General features: G+C 31.3%; 20 protein-coding genes and 1 pseudogene. 5 read left to right on the forward strand and 16 right to left on the reverse strand.

The annotated features are described in order from the left end of the window. Window positions 1–2: 2 nt before the first annotated feature. Together ACQ654_RS23595 and ACQ654_RS23600 are read right to left on the reverse strand one after the other, a co-directional pair. Window positions 3–446, reverse strand: coding sequence for a hypothetical protein (locus ACQ654_RS23595; RefSeq protein ID WP_430412806.1), 444 nt, complete (start codon window positions 444–446; stop codon window positions 3–5). Between the two features lie 35 nt (window positions 447–481). After that, window positions 482–892, reverse strand: a complete 411-nt coding sequence (locus tag ACQ654_RS23600) for a prepilin-type N-terminal cleavage/methylation domain-containing protein (protein ID WP_430412807.1) — start codon at window positions 890–892, stop codon at window positions 482–484. A 234-nt stretch (window positions 893–1126) separates the two neighbouring features. On the opposite strand from ACQ654_RS23600, the gene ACQ654_RS23605 reads away from it, so the two are divergent. Together ACQ654_RS23605 and ACQ654_RS23610 are read left to right on the forward strand one after the other, a co-directional pair. Next, window positions 1127–2056, forward strand: coding sequence for a DDE-type integrase/transposase/recombinase (locus ACQ654_RS23605; protein WP_430412808.1), 930 nt, complete (start codon window positions 1127–1129; stop codon window positions 2054–2056). Between the two features lie 86 nt (window positions 2057–2142). After that, complete coding sequence (locus ACQ654_RS23610) at window positions 2143–2409, forward strand: hypothetical protein (protein ID WP_430413048.1); 267 nt, start codon at window positions 2143–2145, stop codon at window positions 2407–2409. Window positions 2410–2511: 102 nt separating this feature from the next. Here the strand turns inward: ACQ654_RS23610 and ACQ654_RS23615 are convergent, their stop codons facing one another. The 11 genes and pseudogenes from ACQ654_RS23615 to ACQ654_RS23665 all read right to left on the reverse strand — a co-directional run bounded on the left by ACQ654_RS23615 (window position 2512) and on the right by ACQ654_RS23665 (window position 16809). Then, the gene (locus ACQ654_RS23615) at window positions 2512–2745 is read right to left on the reverse strand and encodes an IS1 family transposase (RefSeq protein WP_430413049.1); all 234 of its coding nucleotides are present in this window, start codon (window positions 2743–2745) and stop codon (window positions 2512–2514) included. After that, the gene (locus ACQ654_RS23620) at window positions 2746–3006 is read right to left on the reverse strand and encodes a transposase-like zinc-binding domain-containing protein (protein WP_430412809.1); all 261 of its coding nucleotides are present in this window, start codon (window positions 3004–3006) and stop codon (window positions 2746–2748) included. A gap of 172 nt (window positions 3007–3178) precedes the next feature. After that, window positions 3179–3601 carry a hypothetical protein gene (locus ACQ654_RS23625; protein WP_430412810.1) on the reverse strand — a complete coding sequence of 141 codons (423 nt, stop codon included), beginning with the start codon at window positions 3599–3601 and terminating at the stop codon, window positions 3179–3181. Next, window positions 3573–4415, reverse strand: coding sequence for an RHS repeat domain-containing protein (locus ACQ654_RS23630; RefSeq protein WP_430412811.1), 843 nt, complete (start codon window positions 4413–4415; stop codon window positions 3573–3575). Before ACQ654_RS23630 ends, ACQ654_RS23625 begins: the two co-directional genes overlap by 29 nt. Before the next feature lie 127 nt (window positions 4416–4542). Then, the gene (locus ACQ654_RS23635; protein WP_430408590.1) at window positions 4543–5199 is read right to left on the reverse strand and encodes an IS1 family transposase; all 657 of its coding nucleotides are present in this window, start codon (window positions 5197–5199) and stop codon (window positions 4543–4545) included. Between the two features lie 460 nt (window positions 5200–5659). Next, window positions 5660–13405 carry a DUF6443 domain-containing protein gene (locus ACQ654_RS23640; RefSeq protein WP_430412812.1) on the reverse strand — a complete coding sequence of 2582 codons (7746 nt, stop codon included), beginning with the start codon at window positions 13403–13405 and terminating at the stop codon, window positions 5660–5662. A gap of 40 nt (window positions 13406–13445) precedes the next feature. Next, window positions 13446–13844, reverse strand: a complete 399-nt coding sequence (locus ACQ654_RS23645; protein WP_430412813.1) for a LytR/AlgR family response regulator transcription factor — start codon at window positions 13842–13844, stop codon at window positions 13446–13448. Window positions 13845–14398: 554 nt separating this feature from the next. Then, window positions 14399–14506: a DUF4113 domain-containing protein gene (locus tag ACQ654_RS23650; RefSeq protein WP_430413050.1), complete on the reverse strand. Its 108-nt coding sequence runs from the start codon at window positions 14504–14506 to the stop codon at window positions 14399–14401. A 21-nt stretch (window positions 14507–14527) separates the two neighbouring features. Further along, a pseudogene (locus ACQ654_RS23655) lies at window positions 14528–14827 on the reverse strand (SOS mutagenesis and repair protein UmuC); the annotation flags it as partial. 357 nt (window positions 14828–15184) lie between these two features. Next, window positions 15185–15835 (reverse strand): DUF4386 domain-containing protein, encoded by a 651-nt coding sequence (locus tag ACQ654_RS23660; RefSeq protein ID WP_430412814.1) that lies wholly within the window; start codon window positions 15833–15835, stop codon window positions 15185–15187. Between the two features lie 386 nt (window positions 15836–16221). After that, window positions 16222–16809 (reverse strand): Crp/Fnr family transcriptional regulator, encoded by a 588-nt coding sequence (locus tag ACQ654_RS23665; protein WP_430412815.1) that lies wholly within the window; start codon window positions 16807–16809, stop codon window positions 16222–16224. A 273-nt stretch (window positions 16810–17082) separates the two neighbouring features. On the opposite strand from ACQ654_RS23665, the gene ACQ654_RS23670 reads away from it, so the two are divergent. Beyond that, entirely contained in the window at window positions 17083–17658 is a 576-nt protein-coding gene (locus ACQ654_RS23670) for a hypothetical protein (RefSeq protein ID WP_430412816.1), read from the forward strand. Between the two features lie 93 nt (window positions 17659–17751). Further along, window positions 17752–18648, forward strand: a complete 897-nt coding sequence (locus ACQ654_RS23675) for an alpha/beta hydrolase fold domain-containing protein (protein WP_430412817.1) — start codon at window positions 17752–17754, stop codon at window positions 18646–18648. Window positions 18649–18716: 68 nt separating this feature from the next. On the opposite strand, the gene ACQ654_RS23680 is transcribed toward ACQ654_RS23675, so the two are convergent. Then, window positions 18717–20102, reverse strand: a complete 1386-nt coding sequence (locus ACQ654_RS23680; protein ID WP_430412818.1) for an exonuclease domain-containing protein — start codon at window positions 20100–20102, stop codon at window positions 18717–18719. A 3-nt stretch (window positions 20103–20105) separates the two neighbouring features. Beyond that, the gene (locus ACQ654_RS23685) at window positions 20106–20876 is read right to left on the reverse strand and encodes an XRE family transcriptional regulator (RefSeq protein WP_430412819.1); all 771 of its coding nucleotides are present in this window, start codon (window positions 20874–20876) and stop codon (window positions 20106–20108) included. A gap of 287 nt (window positions 20877–21163) precedes the next feature. On the opposite strand from ACQ654_RS23685, the gene ACQ654_RS23690 reads away from it, so the two are divergent. Next, window positions 21164–21307 (forward strand): hypothetical protein, encoded by a 144-nt coding sequence (locus tag ACQ654_RS23690; RefSeq protein ID WP_430412820.1) that lies wholly within the window; start codon window positions 21164–21166, stop codon window positions 21305–21307. A gap of 84 nt (window positions 21308–21391) precedes the next feature. Here the strand turns inward: ACQ654_RS23690 and ACQ654_RS23695 are convergent, their stop codons facing one another. Beyond that, complete coding sequence (locus ACQ654_RS23695) at window positions 21392–21748, reverse strand: hypothetical protein (protein ID WP_430412821.1); 357 nt, start codon at window positions 21746–21748, stop codon at window positions 21392–21394. Between the last annotated feature and the right edge of the window lie 12 nt (window positions 21749–21760).

Below are 21760 nucleotides of genomic sequence, written 5' to 3' on the forward strand. Positions count from 1 at the left end.
AATTAAATACTGTATATATTAGGGATAAAACCTATCCAATGAAACAAATACACAAAAGTGAAAAATAGACTCATGTACCCTGCTAATGGTACAGTTTGCTCTTTAACTTTTTGTTTTAAAATTAAATGAACTAAGAGTGAAAACAATAATGAGAATACAAAGAGTATAATAAAAGAAGTAACAGGAAAAGCTAAACAAAGTCCAACAAATAGTACTGCATCACCGATACCAAATACATCTTTTAGTTCTGTTTTTAGTTTGAATTTTGCATACAGATGTAATACTAAAAATATAATTCCAATCACACTTAAATTCATAAGTGATGTTCTCCAGAGTATTTCAAAAAAAGTAGTGGTTAGATATAAATATCCAGCGCAACCAAAAAAGATTACAAATAGAAACCAATATACTTTTCGTTCTTTGAAGTCTTGAAAAAATATAGTCATAAGTACTACTATTAATATGATTTTCACAAAAACTATCAATCTCTTATGACTTGTTTAGGGTTTCCTTTTTCATCTATTTCCCAAACATTGAAAATTCCGTCTCCATCAAAATCTTCAATAGCTTCCGCGCGTGCTTTGAATGTGTTTCCTTCGGCAGAAATAATTTCGTATTTGTAGCGTGCATTTCCACCTTTGTCACTGGTTATAGGAGCTTCAAAATCAATCTCATTGAAATCGTCACTATAGCGAGCATATAAGTACCTATATTGTGTTTGCGCTGTGTATAAACTTTTAAGCTGTATTTGCGCTTCAATTGCTTTGGTTTTAGAAATATATGGAAGCAAATTTGGTAATGCTAATAATAACAAGATTCCTATTATTGCGAGTACAATTAGGATTTCTTGTAAATTGAATGCTTTTAGTTTTAGAGATGTATTTAGTTTCATCTGCGTGTATTTACTAATTCTTTAAAAAATAAAATTTGTGAATCATATTTTGGGGAAATATTAATACGCTAATATACAGATTCTATTACTTTTTATTAGTGACGCTTATACATTTTTCTTAACGTTTATGAATTCGTAATTGGTATTCCGAAAGTAAGTTTTGAGTATTCATATATTTAAAATCATCCGTTCAATTTTGTATTATACAGAATTATATTTTTATTAACTAAAAATATGAATGACCACTCTTTTCGAAAAAGCTGGTATACCGCTGTAAAACATCTCGCTCGCCACGAAATTTTAAATGACGCTTCAACTCCAGAACAAATTGCTACCATTCCTCGTTCCAATATTTCTCGGTGGAAATATGAACATGATGACAAGTATTCTTTTTGTGAAATTAATAATATCATCAAAGAAGAAATTCAACTTATAAAACGGATCAATCAATCTTCTCGTATAAAGAAAATTAATGAATCATATTTCAAACTCTGTGACACCTTCCATGAAATTGTTTCCAACCTAAAAGGAGTAAAGTCACTTATAAAAGATAGCAAAGAACTTGTCGTAAACACTATTGATGCTGTGAAAAATTGTATTCAAATTAATGATGCACTTAAAATATTCAATATCTCAAGAACAACCTTTGAAAACTATAAATCCATCGTCATTCATAAATGTAATGCTTCATATCTCAAATGGTGTACAAAGCGATTTTCAAATCAACTTTTACCAACAGAAGTAGAAACCATACAAGAATATATGAATGATGATAACTATAAATATTGGTCAAAAGCTTCGATATATCTTAAAGCTATTCGTGATGAAAAACTCAAATGTTGTATTTCTACTTTTTATAAATACTGCCAACTACTCGGATTTAAAAACAGACCTCGAAAACGAAAATCTGATGATTATATGCCAGTAAGAACCTCTAAGCCTAATCAATTATCGTGTGCGGATGTAACGATCTTTAAAACCAAAGATCATGTCAAACATTACATTCATTTTCTAATTGATCATTTTTCTAAATACATTATCGGATATAAAATCTGCAAAAGTCCTTCATCAAGTGCTATTAAAGAATTACTACATAATGCATGTAAAATTCACAAACCTGACAAACTACAATTTCTTACCGCGATGGCGGAAGTGAAAATGTAAATACAACTGTTGCTAATTTTATTAATAGTCCTGACGTTCCCATCGAACATATTATCGCTCAGAAAGATGTGGTGTTTTCTAATTCTATGGTGGAAGCTCTTAATAAAGTAATCAAGCATCAATTCTTGTATCCGCATCAAATAGCAAATTCAAATCTGCTTTATAATATTCTTAAAGAATCCGTTTCACTATATAACGAGATACGACCACAAATGAGTCTTGGTGGAAATACTCCTCAAGAAACATTTCACGGAATTACTATTGATTTTTCTAAGTATTCGCAAGATTTCAATGAACATAAAGTCTACAGAAGACACCAAAACAAGAAAAATACTTGTAAAATGTGTTTGTAAAGCAAAAGCATATTTCAAAAGCAAAAAGTAACATTGAATAAACAACATTACTTTTTACTTCTTTTTTAAATCTCTTAACTATTTCATTTCTAGCACGATCCCTTATAGGGAACACATTATTTTAAAATAGTCGTAGAGATAGCAATGGAGTAGGAGAACTTTATCAATTAATGGTCTGACGGTTTCTTTGGTTTTTCTTCCAACAAAAAAGTCAATTACAGACTTTATCTGCTGTTCAATGGCGTAAGTAATCCAAGTGAAATCTTCTTTTCGCTTTATGAATGTCCATAGTTCATCAACTTCAAATTTACATCCAAGTCTATTGAAATATGGAATTTAGATTTCTTTAGCTATTTTCAACATTCTTGACAGAACTGTCTTCTTTGAAATTCTCAATACTCTTGAAATACTTCTAATACCACAACCCTCTTTTAATAAAGAAGTTATAAAGCTATTAGTATGTTCATTATAAGCTTTATAAGTATATTTTAAATGGAATTTTTTATTGCAAGATGTACATTTATAACGTTGTTTACCACTTTGAAAACCATTTTTAATTGCTCGATTTCTACATTTTGGACATTGTATTTTTTCCATGCCCTAATGTAACCTACGTAGAATTAACAATCCCTTATTTTATAGGATTTAAGAAACGTTCGTATTTTTTAACATATCAAGCAACAAAGAAAAACAGTAGCTAAATATTTTATTAACTACTGTTTTTCAATTATTTATATTTCAAATTAAAGCTATGCCCTAATTTATACCATTACCCATCTTTATTATTAATGACATATTCAATAATATTAATTATCAGCGAGTCTTGGTTTGTAATATTTTTCTTTTTCATTAACTCAGCTCTAATAAGTTCTAACTGTTCTGATCTACATTTAAAAAACAGATCGGAATAAACAGATTTTTTCCTAGAATCGGGCGTTTTCTTATGAATATTATAAATAGATTTAAATTCATCATCAAATTCGTTATAGTATTCTATTATAAAAAAAGGAATATTGTTTGTTTTTGGATTATATTTATTAATACTATCTGCATATTTTGTAAATTTCTCTTCGATAGAATATGTCATGTCATTTACATCAATCAAATCATTTTGTTGTCCTTTTTTTTGATTACTACAACTAATCATTGACATAAGACAAAAACTAACTATCACTAGGCAAAACTTCCCCATTTTTCTTTATTTTTTTATTATTACCATTTATATTTTGATATTGAGGAGTTCCACCACTATTTCTAATGGCTTTATCAGCTCTTCTTACAGCATTTTTTTCTACTCCTTCTTTTCTATATTTTGTTTCCATTTTTGCACTCGTTTGAGCTGTCATTTGATCAAAAAAGTTTCGATAAGCATTCCCAACATCTTCCTTACTTTCAAGCGTTCCAGCATACTTTACAAATTCTGCTGTACAAGCATCTAAGCATCCAGTAAAGAAGTTATCTCCAAATGAAAAACTATATTCTTCCTGTTCTAAAATTTCTGAAATTTGATCATAATGCCCATCTTCATGTTTTTCAACTTCATTTCTTAGACCCGGGTTTTCTTTATCTAAATCACTTCCTTCATCCAATTCTTCATTTACCTTTACAGATATTTCAACTTGTAATTCATAGTTTTCATCGCTATGTTTAATTATTGTCATATTGGAAATAAAAGTTACACCTAAATCATGCACTGTTGTAATTATTTCTTTAGATTTCCCTCTTTTCTTTACAGGATCAACTTCTTCTTCACTATTAGCGATAGGTTTCATTCCATCAGGATCAATAAAAAATATTGGATTATCAAAGGCATAATTATAGGGAGAATGTCTACGCATTTGTTCGGCAAGCGGATCAAGATTCATCCATCTTCCTAGAGACGCTTCATAATTTCTAGCTGCAAAATCTTGCCATTCTAAACCAAGTTCACTTTGCTCTTCTTTTCCACCAAAACCATAATTATGATTTCTTCCAGTTATTTGAGAATTATACCCTTTATGTTTCAAGCCAAAAGGGTAGAAGTCCGCTTTTATGTTTTTGAAAGAGTGTTAAAAACCAGCCTATTATCTTAATTCTTAATGAGTTATTTTCAATGAACGTGTATTTTTATTGAGAATTTTCAATTTATCATTACTATCCCCAAAAGTAAATCTTTAAATGAGCTTCAAGATAAATCTTACTTTTTGAAAAACAAATTGTTCTTCTAATTAATCGCTTGATATGTGTTCGTAAGGTTAAATTCATTCTTTCAATTTTGTTGGTACAATATTGAAAGCGTTTGTGAATTTCTTTTGGAATTAAACTTGAATAAATATTTAAACGATCTGTATAAATTCTATTGGGTTGGAGTAGGAGAACTTTATCAATAACAAATTTCAAGTTTTCTGTGTTTCTATTGCCAATTACAAAACCAATTACATCCTTGGTTTTCCGTTCGATAGCATAAGTCAAATAATTTTTTGTTTCTTTATTTCCGATTCTCACGAACATTTCATCTACTTCAAACGTGCATCCAAACTTATTGAAATATGGAATCTTAATCTGTTTACTAATCTTTAACATTCTTGACAGAACTGTTTTTGGAGAAATTTCTAATATTCTTGAAACATCCATAACTCCACAACTATTTTTTAATAATCTGGTAATCCAAATATTGGTAGTTACTTTATAAGCATTGTATGTATAATTATCTTGAAAATTGTGTTTGCAATTTTTACAATGATAACGTTGTCGACCATTTCGTTTCCCTTTTTTGATACAATGTGATTGATTACATTTTTTACAATTCATAACCACAAATATACCAAGCACCAATTTACACCACGAAGGGAAATAGATTCTTTATTTTATACACTCTAAGGAACTTTTAGTATTTGAAAGAACTAGAATGAGCCTCAATTAAGAGACTCATTTTTTATTTATAAAGAGTTACTTCCTGAACCTACTAAATCCAATATAGGTATTGATAATAATATTGAAATAATTATTAAACACCATTTTAAAATATTGTTCTTAACTAATTTTACAATTAGATAATATATTAATGCTAAAATAAAAACAAAAACTATAGTAAGACTAATACTATCTAATTGCTTTGTGAACTCTATAAAATAAGCATAAGCTAATCGATGTATACTAACAATTAGATTGTTGGCTGATTTACTATAATTAAATGATATTAAATTTACTATAATAAATAAAATAGCATAAATATTATATTTCTGTTTTTTAAATAAAGGATTCATATTTATTAATCGTTTTCTACTGACTTTTTTTGTGCATCAATATTATTTTGTATTAATTCGTCTAAATTTTTCAATGTTTGTTCGCTACAATTAGAACTATTACAGACTTTATCTCTTAATTGCGTCAACATATAATTATTAATTGCCCTATCGTAAAACTCCGTTTTATTTGCTCCAATTCCACTAATAGGAAATTTTAAATCTACACCACCCGCATTCTTAACTAAAGATTTGACAAAACTGTTTGAATTTGGACCAAAAGCATTGTAATCAGGTAAGTTTGCAAAATCCTTTTTCCCATCTACAGTTGTTTCACTATTTTTAAAATAATTAGCAAATTCAATTATACTGTTTTCAAATTCATAGTTGTCGTTATCTCCTTTCGGTTCTATTAAATCTCCAGAACTTACAGCACTTCTACCATTAACATTACTCCAACTAAAACCATCAACTCTTGGTATTCCAGTTCTTAATTGTTGTCCAGTATCTGGGTCTGTTTGACCCCATAATTCCACTATAACATCTTGTTTATCTGTCTGTACTCTTAAAAAAGCGTGATGTCCAACTATTACTCCTTTCTTTCTAACAGCTTCTGTGAAAACCCAAACAGAATCTCCTTGTATTTCTCTATTAGAAATAGGATTATTTTTGGTAAAATGATAAGGATTATCGCTATAATATTTTTCAGCAAATCTATCTATCTTATTAAACCTTGCTTTAGCTGGGTCGTAATCTCTCCAACCATACGCAATAGTATTTAACCCTAACTCTTCTTCTTTTTCTTTGTTAGCATATTTAAATTTCTTTGCCACACTATTACTGTTGGCACTCACAACATTGTTGTACCCTTTATGTTCAAGTCCAAAAGGATAATAATGATTTTCTTCTTTGATCTCAGTTATTGGATCAATTGTTCCATTAGCATCCATGTCTTGATAGGAAAGTCTGATGTTCCCTAAATGATCTTTGTATTGATAAGTGTAATCAAAGTCAACAATTCTGTTTCCTCCACCTTCATTGTCAACTACAGGTTCTATGTAACCTTCTTCACTGTTAAAGAACGTAAGTACCACAGGCGATTGTGCTGAGCCCTTTTTGTAAATGTAGTTTCCTGCATAAAAAGTAGATTGACTACTTGAGAGGCTACTATCAAATACTATTTTCTCTTGCTTCATCCCTGTTGCGTCGTAAATGTATGAAATTGTACTTTCATTAACAAAGGTTATTTGCTCTGGTAAGTTTAAATAGTTGTAACTAATATTTGTAATATCCTTGTTTTTATCTTCAATCATGTTTCCATTGGCATCATAGCTGTAATCATCACCTGTGGTATTTCCATTTTTGAATCCATAATCAATGTTACTTGCATCTGCGACACTCATCAGCTGATTACCAACATAGAAGTAATTCAAATCATCCATTATTCCAAAGACCGTTGCATTGGCATCGGTATGACCTATTCTGACCAGTTTTTCAATATTTCCATTTAGATCATAATCTACATAATCAAGACTGTAATTTCCTGTATTGTCTTTAGCACTTGTAATTCTGTTTAATGGATCATAATCATATTCATAGTTCTTTAATGAACTGTCTGCTCCTTTGGTTCTCCATAGCGTACTACTGATGTTTCCATTGAATAGTTTCCTGGTCGGATCAGTGATGTCATTGTATTTCAGTGCAAAGCTAAATAGATCGTTTCCTTGATCATTTACATTATTAATACCTTTGAGCCATCCTCTGATGTTATACGTATAATCAACCTCTTGAAGCTGTTTTTCCAAATCTATCAAGACAAGATCTTGTACTTTTCCTCCAGAAGAGTTTATACAAACATCTCCCACAAGCGGGTTGCCATTATCAGAGAATTCTGAAATATAAAATACTTCTTCATTTTTTAGATAATAGATTTTGTTATCTCGACGTTCTACTTTTAATACATCTCCTAAAACATAGTTTCCTTTTAGACCTTTGTTAGTACCAGACTCATAAATATTTATATTTCCCCAATAGACATAAATTGCATAATCAATAGAGTTGTAATGATCTGTTCCACTGATATCATCTGATAAACCAGCCATGAGGTAATCTGAGATTTTTACAGGACTGAAACTCACATATCCGTCTCCATTTATGGTGGTATCGGTAACTAGCCCTGCATCCCAAGTACTGGTACTGCCTGCTGTTTTCTCAATGATATTTCCACTTACATTCAAATTAGAGTTTACATGAGTATAGGTGCTGATACTTGGAAGCGATCCGCCAACTTGTTTTTGTACCAGTTGTCCAAGTTCATCATAATTATTCTTTGCAATCAATTCTTTGTTGCCTCCATTGATTTGTTTGGTTTGATATAATAATCGTGAACTTTTGTCATAACTATAATTATCAATAGTAACAATAGGATTGTTCTTTTCTTTGAGATGTGTTGTTTTTTGCGCTAATACTTTACCACTAAAGTCTAATAAACTACTGCTTACATCTTGTGTATGGAGATACTCATTTTTAGAAACACCATGTATGGGTCTTCCCTTTTCATCATAATAAGATTCCGATGTAATCCATTTATCAGTTCCTAACACACGTACTTTACTTCCTGTAGCCAATCCTTTGACATTGGCTGAAAAAGCTTGTCCATAACTAGCATACCCGATATGCATGTCTTCAATAGCGACCTCAGGGTCAAAGAAGGATGCATCTCCTATGAGTACTCCTGTGTACGTTGTAGCAACTGCATGAAAGATTTCATCGTTCTTTTTAAAGAGTATTTGATTTGCTGAACGTTCTACTTTAAAAACATCACCTACCTGATAGGTCGTTGTTGAGAGACTTTCAAATACACCTTCTTGATATAAATAAACACGTTGTAATCCTCCATACCCTGTATAGATGGCATAATCAATGGTGTCGTAATGATCATTTTCAGCTGAATTGATAGCAGAAAGTCCTACCATGAGTTTTTTATCTGTAGAAGTTACTTTGTACTGAATATATCCATCTCCATAGATATATCCTGCTGTAGTAAAACCTGTATTCCATCCAGTAGAAGCATTTGCTGGTTTTGAGATGGTATTACCTGTAACATCTAAACCACTTTGCGTGTCTAAATTATAATCTGCTTCCAAAGCACTGCCTGCACTCCAAAGGTAATCGTCATAGTAGTTTACCGTAAGTATCTCTAGGTTTTCATCTCCTTGTGGATAAACATCTGCGGTATAATAAATATCTGTTCCATCATAATTATGAACAGTCACAGTTCTAGTTTCAAATAAATTATTTTCTTCATGAGCACCTTGTCTAATATCATCAATATGATCATCATTTGTCATGGTCCCTGTATATGCAATTCTTCCAAACGCATCATATTTAGTAAATAACCATTTGTTTATAGTCCTAAGATTGATATCTTGTGTTAAGACTGGACGATCTAATTTGTTATACACAATGTATTCCCATCCTTTGGCAGGAATTTTCTTTTCAATCAGTCTGTTTCTATGGTCGTATTTGTATTGGTAACATAATTCGTCTAATACTGTTGTGTCAATGCTTGTTTTTATAGAAGCCTCTGGTGGTAATACATAGGTCAGATTTCCAAAATCATCATAGATGTAATAAGTATCTAGTACTTCTATTCCATTATAGGTACGCTTAAGTAGTACTTGTCCTAATTTGTTTTTAAATTCCTCTGTGGTATGATCTTTTGTCCATAGACTAGGATCAGTACCATTAGGTTGCCAGTTTTCATCTTTAAGAATTGATTTATAGAGTTCACCTGCTAAATAAAAACCATCTTCTTGTAAACTTACATCAGTATAACCGCTTCCAAATGAGGCTTTAAAACGACGCACGTTATCAAATTTTTTATCAGTAAGGATTCCGTTATGAGAGTTTGTTTGATATCCCATTTTGATCGTATGATCATCATCTTTGGTTTTATTGATTTCCCAATCAAGTCCTGGTGCACCAACTTCTTGTACACGATTAAGTGGCGAATCTTCAAAAAATTGCTCACTATAAGCATTGAGGGTATTTTCATATTTTACCACATTGTAAAATGTTGCTTGATTTACTAGCGCATTGGAATGAATAGCTCCTTGCAAGCTTGTCGTGGCATATGGCAAGAATTCTTTCTCTTTTCGTCCAATAGCATCATAGTCAAAAGGTGTAACAATGTCTTCATTATTTCCACCTTGTCCAATTGCAATGGATTGTTTTGTACGTCCAAGCCCATCTACATAATTTATGTTTTCTAAGGTATTCCAGTCACTAACATTAAGTCCGTCTTGAGTAGCCTCATTGTAGATGATAGTTTTTACATAATTGTCTAAGGCATCATTGCTTGTACGATAAAAATATTCATTGCCTGCTAAGATATTACCATCAGCATCCTTTACTTGTTTTAATCGATGAAAATCATCGTACACATAGGTTGTGATATAACCTCTTGCGTCTGTTCCGCTAATAACCCCGATCATAGGATCATAGGTGTAATGACTAAATTGTGTCTCTGGAAAACTGGTTTGTAAATTGCTTATTTGCGTATTACTTAGCCCAGAGCTTCCAGTATTGAAGTTATTACCCAACAATGTTTCAATCTCAGAAAAACTAACTCCGATAAGCTGTGCTACAGGGAATGTTTGATCATAACCCCATATATAACTGATGGGTGTTCCGTCTGTTTGACTGACCTGTAAAATATTGCCATAGGAATCATAGCGCTGATATTCCAATCGGTTTTCTAAGGCGTCTGTTCCTTTTGAAACAGCAACTATTTTTGGTAAAATAAGATCTGTTTCAAACTCGTGATATTCTGTTTTTATTTGGTTTAAAAACGAACCATTTTTATAGCTCTGAGTCTCCAATACTTCATTGATTTTATTTAAGCTTACAAGCGCATTTCGAATGGTTGTACTATTGCCTCCGCTAGGGAAACTCGTATCAACAGGGTAGTAATACTTAGTCATATAATCCTGCTCTGTGCCTTTTTCATCAAAGAAACTATGCTTTTCTTTTAATTGAAAATTTATTGGATGGTATGAAAATGTTTCTCTTGTAGTAGTTGCGTTTTGATTCGATGCTAGATCATAAAAATAATCATTCGTGATGGTCTCAGTTAACTGAGAAATACCCGCATAATAATAGTAAAAATGTGAATCGATATAACTTGAAGCATCCCCGCAATTATTAGCAATTGGAGGCGGTATGTACCCTTCTTCACCAAAAGGTATGGGCACATAATTTTTTTCTACAGAACTCGTAAGATAACCATTATATGTATTAAAAAATTGATCCCATTCACAACTGGTAAATTGCTTAAGGCTCATTTGTACATTTGTAGCAACCTGCTTCGAAGAAGAAGTGTAACTGTTGATTACTTCTTTGAGTTTACGATTATCATCATCAAAAATTTCTTGTTTGGTCAGTAATCCGCGTTTATGATCTAAATCTGGTTGCGGTACAAATGGATAGACTAGACTTGTAAAGGTTGGATCATCTTTTGGAGAGGTAAAGGTGTATTTTGTTGCTCCATTATTTTCTTTATACACTCGAACATTTTGATATCCTACATAATTCCCTTTGGTCATTTGCACATTCACAGCATTGCTGTAATTTTGAACTTGATATTTTACAGAACTAGGAATCCAATTAATATTATTAATCATCGTATATCTTCGACTAATTGTATATGGTTTGTCATAAAGTTCACCATCAAATGATCCACTTGAAACTGTTGAATCTACAAACTCCGTGTAATCATAGTGAGTTTTTGTCGCTACAGTATCTTTGTCTTTAAAAGCAATAGACCCAATACGCAGACCGCCACCATTAAAGTATTTTTGATTTGGTGTGAATTTTGGATAAGTAATTGAAAAATCAACGGTTACTTCATTAATATTGGAAGAGATATACTGATCATGATCTAATTCTACAAAGTACCACCCTGTCGATAAAATTGGTTGATGTGATGTGGTTGTGACTTTATAGGTAAATGAATTATCATAGTTAGCTGGTTCAAAATCTGAAACACTTCCTGGCCCTTGACAAAACCCTGTACAATCTGGATCAAATCCAACCGATTCGAGTATTGTTACTGGTGTTATTTTTACGTGAAAATTATCAAGTTCATTACCAAATGGTTGGTTTGAGGCGGTAGTAATTGAATTGATATTAAGTGTGGTCGCTGTTGAGCGTCCTTCTATATAAATGAATTTGACCGTTGGCGTAAATCCTGAGTTTGGATTAAGCTGATCTGTCATCAAATAATCAGCAGTATAGCTTGTTTGATTCTCAGGAATATCGCGAAGGTTTACGGGTTGATCACCAAAATAACTAAAAGTATTGGATTCAAATCCAAATGATTTTACACCACCTGTTGGATAGCGCATTTCCGTTAAGACTCCTGTGGTAACATCACCTGCATTAAAATAGCCCCAACGATTTTTTTGAATATCACCAAAAGCAGGTAAATTTTCTTTATTATGATAGCTCATCACATAGGGAAGGGTTATATTTCCTCTGGTGTGATTGACTTGATTTAAAAATAAACGATTGCCTGTAGTTGTTTGGCTGTAAGTAAATGAAAACGTCTCCACGATTGCACCATTAGCATCTTTACGTTGTACCTGTGTCAGTTTTGCGCCTGTATGATTTAGCACAGGCGTGATAGATCCGCTATATTCTGGGTGTCCAATGCTATGCGTAAAATCAAGGCTAGAATTATCTTTGGATAAAATAATACGGCTTAGTTTTTTAGACTGTATTTCAAGTGCGCTAGCAGAATAAGAATTCCCAGACTCTAATAACCCTTCATTATATTGACTGTGATCTGAGTCAGATGTATTAGGATTACCTAATACTTTTTTAATCGTATGATTTTCAGGTGTTTCAAAATTTTCTTGAATGTCTGAGTATTCAAACTCGCAAAGCGTTTTTAGATTACTGGTCGTTACCTTTTTTAACATCCATGCAGAATAGTAGATATCACTAGAAACATTGCTACTTCCACTAACACTAATTCCACTTGATAGAGGTGTAGAAACCGTTTTTTCTTTATATTCCTCCCCCTGTCCAAAGGTATAAATCGTTCCTGAGGTATCGATAATTTCAAACCCATCAATGACTAAGGTCACAGGGTTGTAGATTAAAACAATTTCTAGTTTTTGATCATAGGATAACAATTTAGCTTCTAAATTTCCTGCAGTATTTTTAATCACTACAAAACGTCCTGAATTTCCTAAATAACTAAACTGGTATAAATCAAGCTGTGTATCATAACGTTCAATTCCTCTAACACCTTTCCAAAGGAATTCATTAGAAGCGGCAGGATTATTAGTAAAAGGATAATTGAAATAGTTATTATGTAAGACACCTATCCCTTGATTGGGCACATTTTTTTCATCAGGCACACCAACCACGGTTCGTGAGATTGCCCCTCCAGCATCTAAACTCCATCCCGTACCTGTCCAACCAGAACGTTCATCGATACGAATACCAGTAGCGTTATAGCGTAGTGATACATTCAGTCCGACCGATGGCGCGAGTTGTTTTCCAAATAAAGGAATCCCAATATCAGGAACACCTGTGTATTGACTTACGGGTACTTCTTCAAATTGCATGAGATTTGCAACTGTTGGTGAGGCGGGAATAATTGTTGGTAGTTCTGTTGGGTTTGGGTTGTCCTGTGCGTGTAATTTTGGAAGTACGGTTAATCCAAAAATCACACACATCATCAGCATGATTTGTTTTTTCATAAATGTAATTGTTTTAGTGATTTTTCTTTAAATTTTAATTTTATGCTACTTCTTGTGTAGCTTGGGGAAATACTTGATTGTTAATAATTTTGGAAATACTTGTTTTTTTTCTATAACTAACCGACAATATGTTTTGATCGCTCAGATGCAACAAACGATATTTTCCTTCATATTCTTTGATATGAATTAGATGTACCAAAAAAGAACGATGGATACGTATAAAACCTATACTAGTTAGTAAGCTCTCGTAGTATTTTAAACATTTACTACTCAGTATACGTCCTCCGTTTTGAAGATGTATAAAAGTATAGTTTTCACTAGCTTGTATATAAATAATATCCTTTACATAAACATGCTTTCCTTTGTGTTTACTTCCGATACGAATCGTATTGTTATTTTTTATACACTCCTGCCGCTGTGTTTCTCTTTTTTTAGTCATATATGCATTACAATTTTGTGTTTTATTAAAAAGGGGCGGTGAGTAAAGTGGCTGTTTTCTATACAAAGAAAAATAGTTTTCATATATCTGACAACTATTTTTTGTAAACGTTACATTTTTTTAATAAACGTTGATTTTTAACATAAAAACAGCTTTTTTAAACTAAAAATATAGTCTTCACTCCCGTGATTATAGATAATTAGTGCATGCAAAAATGTTAAAAAATAGCTAGTTTTTGCATATAATTTTAACTGTAATTCTGTAATTGCAGTACTTGAGTATTTTTTTAAGGCAGTTATACCCAGTAAGAAATCAGTTCTAATTTCTTTTCTTAAGTTTTATGAGTAAGTAATTAGATGCCAAAACCGATGACTACAATTTGAATTTCTAAATATAAACCAGCCTCTTTTTTAAACAGAAACATCACTGTTTCTATATATCTTTTGTTACTTTTAAGGGGTAAGTAGTTATTTCACCTAACTATTATTACGCTATGAGTGTAATTTAATGCTTAATTACATGAAAATAATATTAGATAGTATTATTTGTAAAGTTTAAAAATTACAGTTTAGAGTTATGATATCGTCAAAATCAGTAGTATGGTCTGGCGATACATTATTCTGACGTATTGCCCATTCAGAATCCAATTTTTGACTTGCAATGTAAGCGTATTTTTACCATATTTTAAGTTCTGAGTCAATTACATACACACCGTCAGTTTTGCTATCAAACTTTTTGGCAATCTTGTTAGCCAATTTAGCAAGTGCTTTTGTCGGTGCTATTCTAATACTTTTGGGTAACCCAATACATTGTAATAAAGTTCTTTTAATTTTTTGACTAAGCTTTTCAAGATCAAAGCGATCATAGCCTTTGAATTGAAGAAATGCTTCGTCAATACTATATATTTCTACGTCGGGTGTAAATTGAGGTAATATGTGCATAAGTCGATCACTTAAATCACCATAGAGTGAGTAATTAGAGGAGTGGCATTACGCCAACGGCTAAGTTTTTTTTGAATTGATATCAGCACAAACAGGATTTATTCAATTTTCATGTAACTTTACTGAAACACATCTAGCCAAAATGAATTTGCATTATAATTGTATATAAGTTTTCGTTTGTGGAGTATTTTTAGTCGATGAATTCTTCTTTTTTAGGAATAATAGTTCTTTGATTGATAAAATATTTTTTTTAATCAAAATAGGAGAAATTACAGTATAAATGTGAAGAAGTTAATTATAAATGTTTTATTAACTTGATTTTTAAAAACTATATACATTCACGCTAGTAACGGTACTGCATTTGCTATGATTTCGGAATAATTAGTAAATTTAATTAGTTCATTTTTTTGGAGTTTTAACTCCCATTATTAAAAACCAAAAACAAAGAGAGAATTCTCCAATATCTGCAAAAATAGTGATATTGTCTAGTAAAAGTGATTCCGCATTTGGAAAAAGAAAATACACTAAAACTTCTATTAAATCTCCTAAAAAACCTAGAATTAAAAAGACTCCGATTATTTTAGGAACAATGCCCGATTTAATAATCATATAACCCAATGGAAATAGATATAATCCATAAAATATCTGATTTACGGCGTATCCTTTTATATGAATATTTTGAAAAAACATTGATAAAATATGCAACTGCTCTGGTTTAAACGCTTCTGGATAGACTGGATTTATCAATAATTTTAAAACAGCAAACTGATTTAATGAGTTTTGACAAAACATAGCAACAGATATTACGGAGCATAACAACAAGAATAGTGACATATTCTTATTCACAGATTTAAAAATAAGGTACAGTACATATCCATAGATAAAGAATAGGGTAGACATTGCCAAATCACTTACAAACCCAAGACGGAAGAGCCATTGATTTTCAATTATATTTTGAGCCGTAGCTTCATGATTATTAATTATATACAATTTTTGACGAACAAAAAATTCTGCAAAAATTCCTGTAATAATTAGAATAAAAAGTAGCAAACCTGCAAGTTTTCCCGTTTTCTTATTTAGGTATATTTCTTTATTTTTTTATTTAAAACGATTTCATTTATATCTTTTTTAGCCTATCAAGTTTAAGCTTGATGGTAGAATCATACGTATCTCCAAAATATATTAGTATGAATTAAACCTAGCAACCACAATATCTTTATCATACTTATTCCGTTGAGAAGCATCAGTGAGAATGTTCAATTTTTTTGAATTGTTTATATGTATGCTTTAATGATTTTTTCTGAGAATAACCAATTGCATTGTAGATACTAGATAATATAATAGGTGTATTTTGAAATTAGCTTCATTTCTTATAAATTTTCGATAAACTTACTTGTAATTAACTAATAAATACTTGACATGAATTAAGATCAAATTTACAAAATTACTCGATTGCCATTTGTTGTATTTCCTCTAATTCTACTTAATGTTTCTGGAGTAATATTTAGGTACGAAGCAAGATGTTTTAAAGGAACTCTTTGAAATAGTTCTGGTTTTTTAGCAAACAACTTTTCGTAGCGTTCTCTAGCATTATGAAAGTGTAAATCATTAATTCTTTCAATTAAATTTACATGAAGTTGTTGCACAAACAATCTAATAAAACGTTCAAACTTTGGGTTTTCAATCAATAAATTTTCTATATCAAAAAATGATAGTTCCATGGCTTCAACATCTTCTAACGCTTCAATATTAAACTTACTTTTTTTGCGTTTTACATAGCTCTCAAAAACGGAAGCACTATCTTTTTCAGTACAAAAATGTACCGTAACATCTTTATCTTCCTTGAAATAAAACATGCGAGTAATGCCAGAATTTATTATATATAAATGATTACAAATTGTTCCAGCTTTACACAAAAGACTTCCTTTCGGAAACTTTTTGTAAACCATTATCTTTTTGAACTCTTCAGCAATCTCAGGGTTTTCGAGTAATAAAGATGGATTTTGCTCGTATAATGAACTCATTATTTTTGAATTGTTTAAAATATAATACATCTAAGCGAAGATATTATATATGATTTTATAAGTGCTTGACAAATATCAATAAATAAAAGTAAGGAGTAAGATGAAGTAACAAATGTTCTGTTTAAAATTTATGAGCACAGTAATTCCTTTGCTCAAATACTACATATAGTAAAGTTACATGAAAAAAAACAAAGTGATTAATTGATAAATATCAAGGAGTTTCATTTGCGAATGAGACAACTTTGCTAAAAATAATTACTCAAAATTTATAAAATGAAAAAAATAGTATTAATCTTAATTATGTGCGGGCTATCATTTGTAGCTAAATCTCAAAATACCAATGTTGATGCAAGTGTAGAAAAATCAATTTTTGGTATACAAACTGGACTTTTTGGAATCTGGGCACATAATGAAACTAAACTATCAAATAAAATAGTATTGCGAACCGAACTCGGATTTGACAACGAAACTCGGAGCGATGATTATTATAAAGGCGCTAGTTTTTTTGTGACGCCTGTCATTATAGTTGAACCAAGATTTTATTACAATTTGAATAAAAGAGTTAAAAAATCACGTAGAATTGATGGAAATAGCGGAAATTTTATTTCACTAAAAACAAGTTACCATCCAGATTGGTTTGCTATCTCAAATATTGATGATGTAAACTTATTTAGTACTATATCTATAACTCCAACTTGGGGAATTAGAAGAAATATTGGGAAACATTTCAATTATGAAGCAGGAATTGGTGTTGGTTACACATATAAATTTAGCAAAAGAGCTGGTTTTTTAGAAGATAAAAGTTTATTCAGAGTTGATTTAAATCTCCGAATAGGATATAGGTTTTAACATCACTATAAAATATAGTTGATTAGATATATAAATACTACTTAAAATCAGAAGTTTAGTATGCGCTCTGGTTAACCATGAAAACGTACACCAATGAGACATAGCTTAACATATTATATTACGATATTGGTTATTAAACTAAAAGGACTCAAAAAAAAGTTTAGTCAAAACCCGATAGATTTTAAGAAATTAAGAAAAGAAGATGTCCAGTATCCAAAAGGTTCTTTTTTTAAACAAAATATAAAGAGAACCTTTAAAGTTTCTAATTCTTTAATAACAGAAATTGGATTAAATGATTGTTCTGAAAACCTATTACTATTTATTCATGGAGGAGCTTTTATTTCGGGTCCTGCAAAACACCATTGGGACACAATAAAAAAAATTGCACAACAAACTGACTATACAATTTGGATGTGCGATTACCCAAAAGCACCCGAAAATAAGATAACTGAAATATCAAAGAATATAGATGGAATATATACTACAGCAATTGCGGAATATCAGTCAAGTAAAATTTTACTTCTAGGAGATTCTGTAGGTGGAACTTTGATTGCGAGCTTACTTCAACGTTTGGTAAAGAAAAGTTTAAAATTACCTCATAAAATAATTCTTGTTTCACCTGTTATGGATGCGAGCATGTCCAATCCTGAAATAGAAAAAGTAGAAAAAAAAGACCCAATGCTTTCGAAAATTGGAGTTGTAAGTGCAAAAAGAATGTGCATTGAAGATGATAATTTGAGAAACATACTGATTTCGCCAGTATATGGTAGTTTTGAACAATTTCCTCAAACAATTCTATTTTTAGCAGAAAATGACATTACGTATCCAGATCAAAAAATAGCAGTCAGAAAATTGCTCGAAGCAAAAGTTGATCTTGAAATTATAGAAGGAAAAAATATGCTGCATATTTGGCCATTCTTACCAGTAATGAAAGAAGCTAAAATATCATTAAATGAAATAATAAGAATTTTACAAAAAAATGCAGTATAATTTTGAAAAAAAGAATCAGTTCCTTTACTTCATAAATAGTAATAATTTCTTATTCTATTCAAAATAAGCTAACAAGCAATTGTAGTAATACGACTGTGATTTGAAGCTGTATTTAATAATACTTTTTTCAAAATTCGTTGCACATCTACATTGTCTTTTTGCTTGATTAAATGATCTTCTAATTCCTCCGTATGTTGTATTTGTAATTCGTTTCCAATAAATCCATATCCCAAGTACAATCCATTTTTGACAATAATAAAAGCTTCTTCTTCAGCAGTACGTCCAGCTTCTTTAATAACAACATTTTTAGAAGCATGTACTGTATGATAAATAGCTTTCTCAACGCGTTCGTTGTAATTAGCAACAGTTTCTTCGTTTCTACAAATTCCTTGACAAGTTTCCAATAGAAAATGTGAACATTCCGTAACACGTTCTTGCAAATGACAATATTTTGGACACAAATCAAATTGCATGCACAAGCGTTCTATAAACGTTCTGCAATCGCGAAGATTATAAAATGTAATGAGCGGATTAGGAATCATTTTGGCATCATTTACCGCTAAATGTTTCACACCACGACGATCTGAATATTCAAAAATGGCATAGCTTTTTGGCGTTCGTTTTGATGCGCTGTTATATCTTGGGTAATGATGTTTTATGGCGGCATCTTCCATTAATAAAGCAACCAATTCACTTCCCGATAATTCAAAGTCAATATCTGCAGTTTCTCTACACAAATCGAGTTCTTTCTGTGTTTTATTGTAAAAGTGACTCAATACACGTTTCTGTATATTTTTTGCCTTTCCAACATAAATAATTTTGCCTTTTTTATTCTTAAAATAATATATGCCAGGTTTTATTGGCAACGCTTCAAAAATTTTGCTTGGTAAATGTGCAGGCAACGTTGCCTCTTTAGACGTCCGTTTTAGAAACTTTTGAAAGGTTTCTTCGGCATTTTCTTGCGTGAGCAATAATTGAAATAAAATTACAGTTGCGGCGGCATCACCTCTGGCTCTATGTCGATCTGAAATATGGATGTCTAATGATTTACATAATTTTCCTAAACTATACGATTTAAATCCTGGAATCAAACTTCTAGATAGGCGAACTGTACATAGTTTTTTTCGTCTAAATTCAATATCAATTGCTTTGAATTCATTGCGAATTACATTGTAATCAAAATTTACATTATGCGCTACAAAAATAGTGTTTTCGGTAATGTTTAGCACATCTTGGGCAATTTCGGCAAACGTTGGCGCATTTGCAACCATGGCATTATCAATTCCGGTAAGCGCTGTAATATGTGCAGGAATGTACGCGTTCGGATTTACAAGTGACGTAAACTCATCAATAATTGTAGTGCCATCAAATTTAAAAATAGAAATTTCCGTAATTTGATTGCTACGTCCTGTAGTTTCAACATCAATAATGGTATAGATTTGGTTTTTTGACATGATTTAAGACATTTTTCGAACAGCTTCTAATTCTACTTGTAATTCTCTAAACATGGTCATAATACTGCTCAATTTTAATTCTTTTTCATCATATTCTTGCGTATTAATGCAACATGTAAATTCCCAAACTTCCAATACTTCCTGAATCGGAATTTCATACGGATCGTAGGTTTTATTATCACTGCTCAACAACAATGTTTGGTTGTCCGCAATACGATTGTACACACGTTTGTACACCAAACCATCACTTTTGGTGAGCACAATGTAGGTCCGTCCGTCTTTAATGTCATACACATCATCAACAAATTTCGCCACAATGAACGAACCGTCTTTTACAGGCAACATAGAATCTCCTTTGATAGGAAAAGCTCTGTGCGTTCCTGTTGGTAAAAACGGTAGTTTTATTTTTTGCAATTGTTCTATATATTCAGGATCTGCATAGCCAGATAAATAACCCGCAGATGCTTTTGTTGGAATGATTTCGATGAGTTCATCATCATTTTCATCTACTGAAATTGGAAATAGCAGCCGTTGGTTTCCAATTTGCATAAAAGAAGTGTCTTTTGCTTGCGATAAATCATTTTTGACTAGAATATCAATTGGGAGTTTGAAATAGTCTGAAATGTCAATTAAACGATCAATTGGCGGTTCGGAACGACCTTCTTCGTATGATCCTACCATAGAACGCGTCCAACTGAGTTCTTGCGCAAAACGTTCTTGTGAGAATCCTTTTAAGGAACGAAGGTGTTTTATGTTGATTTGAATATTTTTCATAATACAGAATGTTAAAATCAGTATTGCTACAAATATAAGTAAATATTGCTACAAATAATAGTTTCGGTATGAATTGTTGAAATTAAGTATGTTATTCTTCTTTAAGTTCCGTGTAAAAACTCGGTAATTGAAAGCGTAGGAGTAGCAATGTTTTTTTTAGAAGAAAAACTATATTTTATGTAAAAGTAGAGAAAATACGTTTTATAGTGTATGTTAAGAACGGTTTTACTGTAAAGTTGTATTAATTGTATTTACTAGATTTAGTGCATCACCAAAATCTTTATACTATGAAAAAAAAGCAATTAAACTCATTGAACTTGAACAAACAATCGATTTCAACTTTTAATCTGTCAAAAATAAAAGGTGGCGGACATACACAATTGGCTACAAATTGTGTAACGGCTTGTATTTCTTGTCATGATCCGAGATAAAGTTGTTCATTTCATTTTACAAAAAAAAGCTATCTAAAAAGATAATTTTACCTTTTAGATAGCTTTTTACTATGTAAATTTCGTTTATTTCGCTTCTACAATGTCTAAAATGTATGTCGGATCTTCTGCATCGTTCAATACAAATTCAACAGAATTTATTTGAAAATCTTCCCAATCACTTGGATCAATTGGCCAACCACCAATTCTATTGTCATCTTTATCAAATACATTAAACATTGGATAGTTATAATCTGTTGTTCCTACAGCAATACCACCAAATACAGAAACACCATCAGAAAATTTAGCATATGAAGCCGCCATAAAGCCACCTTCACTAACGCCTTCGGGGATTTTAAATTTTGATGGATCTTGCATCATTTCTGTCCAGATATTTTTTCCGTTTTTAGGAATTGTCATTGTTGCTGTCAATTTTGTAGCCATAATTAAAGTTTT

It is taken from the genome of Kordia sp., assembly GCF_965283645.1.
Lineage (GTDB): Bacteria > Bacteroidota > Bacteroidia > Flavobacteriales > Flavobacteriaceae > Kordia.

Bases quoted from the DNA above. Each gene is read 5' to 3' on its own strand.
- ACQ654_RS23690 (WP_430412820.1), top strand. From the start codon at position 21,164: ATGAAAAAAAAGCAATTAAACTCATTGAACTTGAACAAACAATCGATT.
- ACQ654_RS23600 (WP_430412807.1), bottom strand. From the start codon at position 892: ATGAAACTAAATACATCTCTAAAACTAAAAGCATTCAATTTACAAGAA.
- ACQ654_RS23665 (WP_430412815.1), bottom strand. From the start codon at position 16,809: ATGAGTTCATTATACGAGCAAAATCCATCTTTATTACTCGAAAACCCT.
- ACQ654_RS23680 (WP_430412818.1), bottom strand. From the start codon at position 20,102: ATGTCAAAAAACCAAATCTATACCATTATTGATGTTGAAACTACAGGA.
- ACQ654_RS23645 (WP_430412813.1), bottom strand. From the start codon at position 13,844: ATGACTAAAAAAAGAGAAACACAGCGGCAGGAGTGTATAAAAAATAAC.
- ACQ654_RS23695 (WP_430412821.1), bottom strand. From the start codon at position 21,748: ATGGCTACAAAATTGACAGCAACAATGACAATTCCTAAAAACGGAAAA.
- ACQ654_RS23605 (WP_430412808.1), top strand. From the start codon at position 1,127: ATGAATGACCACTCTTTTCGAAAAAGCTGGTATACCGCTGTAAAACAT.
- ACQ654_RS23670 (WP_430412816.1), top strand. From the start codon at position 17,083: ATGAAAAAAATAGTATTAATCTTAATTATGTGCGGGCTATCATTTGTA.
- ACQ654_RS23610 (WP_430413048.1), top strand. From the start codon at position 2,143: ATGGTGGAAGCTCTTAATAAAGTAATCAAGCATCAATTCTTGTATCCG.
- ACQ654_RS23675 (WP_430412817.1), top strand. From the start codon at position 17,752: ATGAGACATAGCTTAACATATTATATTACGATATTGGTTATTAAACTA.
- ACQ654_RS23595 (WP_430412806.1), bottom strand. From the start codon at position 446: ATGACTATATTTTTTCAAGACTTCAAAGAACGAAAAGTATATTGGTTT.
- ACQ654_RS23685 (WP_430412819.1), bottom strand. From the start codon at position 20,876: ATGAAAAATATTCAAATCAACATAAAACACCTTCGTTCCTTAAAAGGA.
- ACQ654_RS23640 (WP_430412812.1), bottom strand. From the start codon at position 13,405: ATGAAAAAACAAATCATGCTGATGATGTGTGTGATTTTTGGATTAACC.
- ACQ654_RS23625 (WP_430412810.1), bottom strand. From the start codon at position 3,601: ATGGGGAAGTTTTGCCTAGTGATAGTTAGTTTTTGTCTTATGTCAATG.
- ACQ654_RS23635 (WP_430408590.1), bottom strand. From the start codon at position 5,199: ATGAATTGTAAAAAATGTAATCAATCACATTGTATCAAAAAAGGGAAA.
- ACQ654_RS23620 (WP_430412809.1), bottom strand. From the start codon at position 3,006: ATGGAAAAAATACAATGTCCAAAATGTAGAAATCGAGCAATTAAAAAT.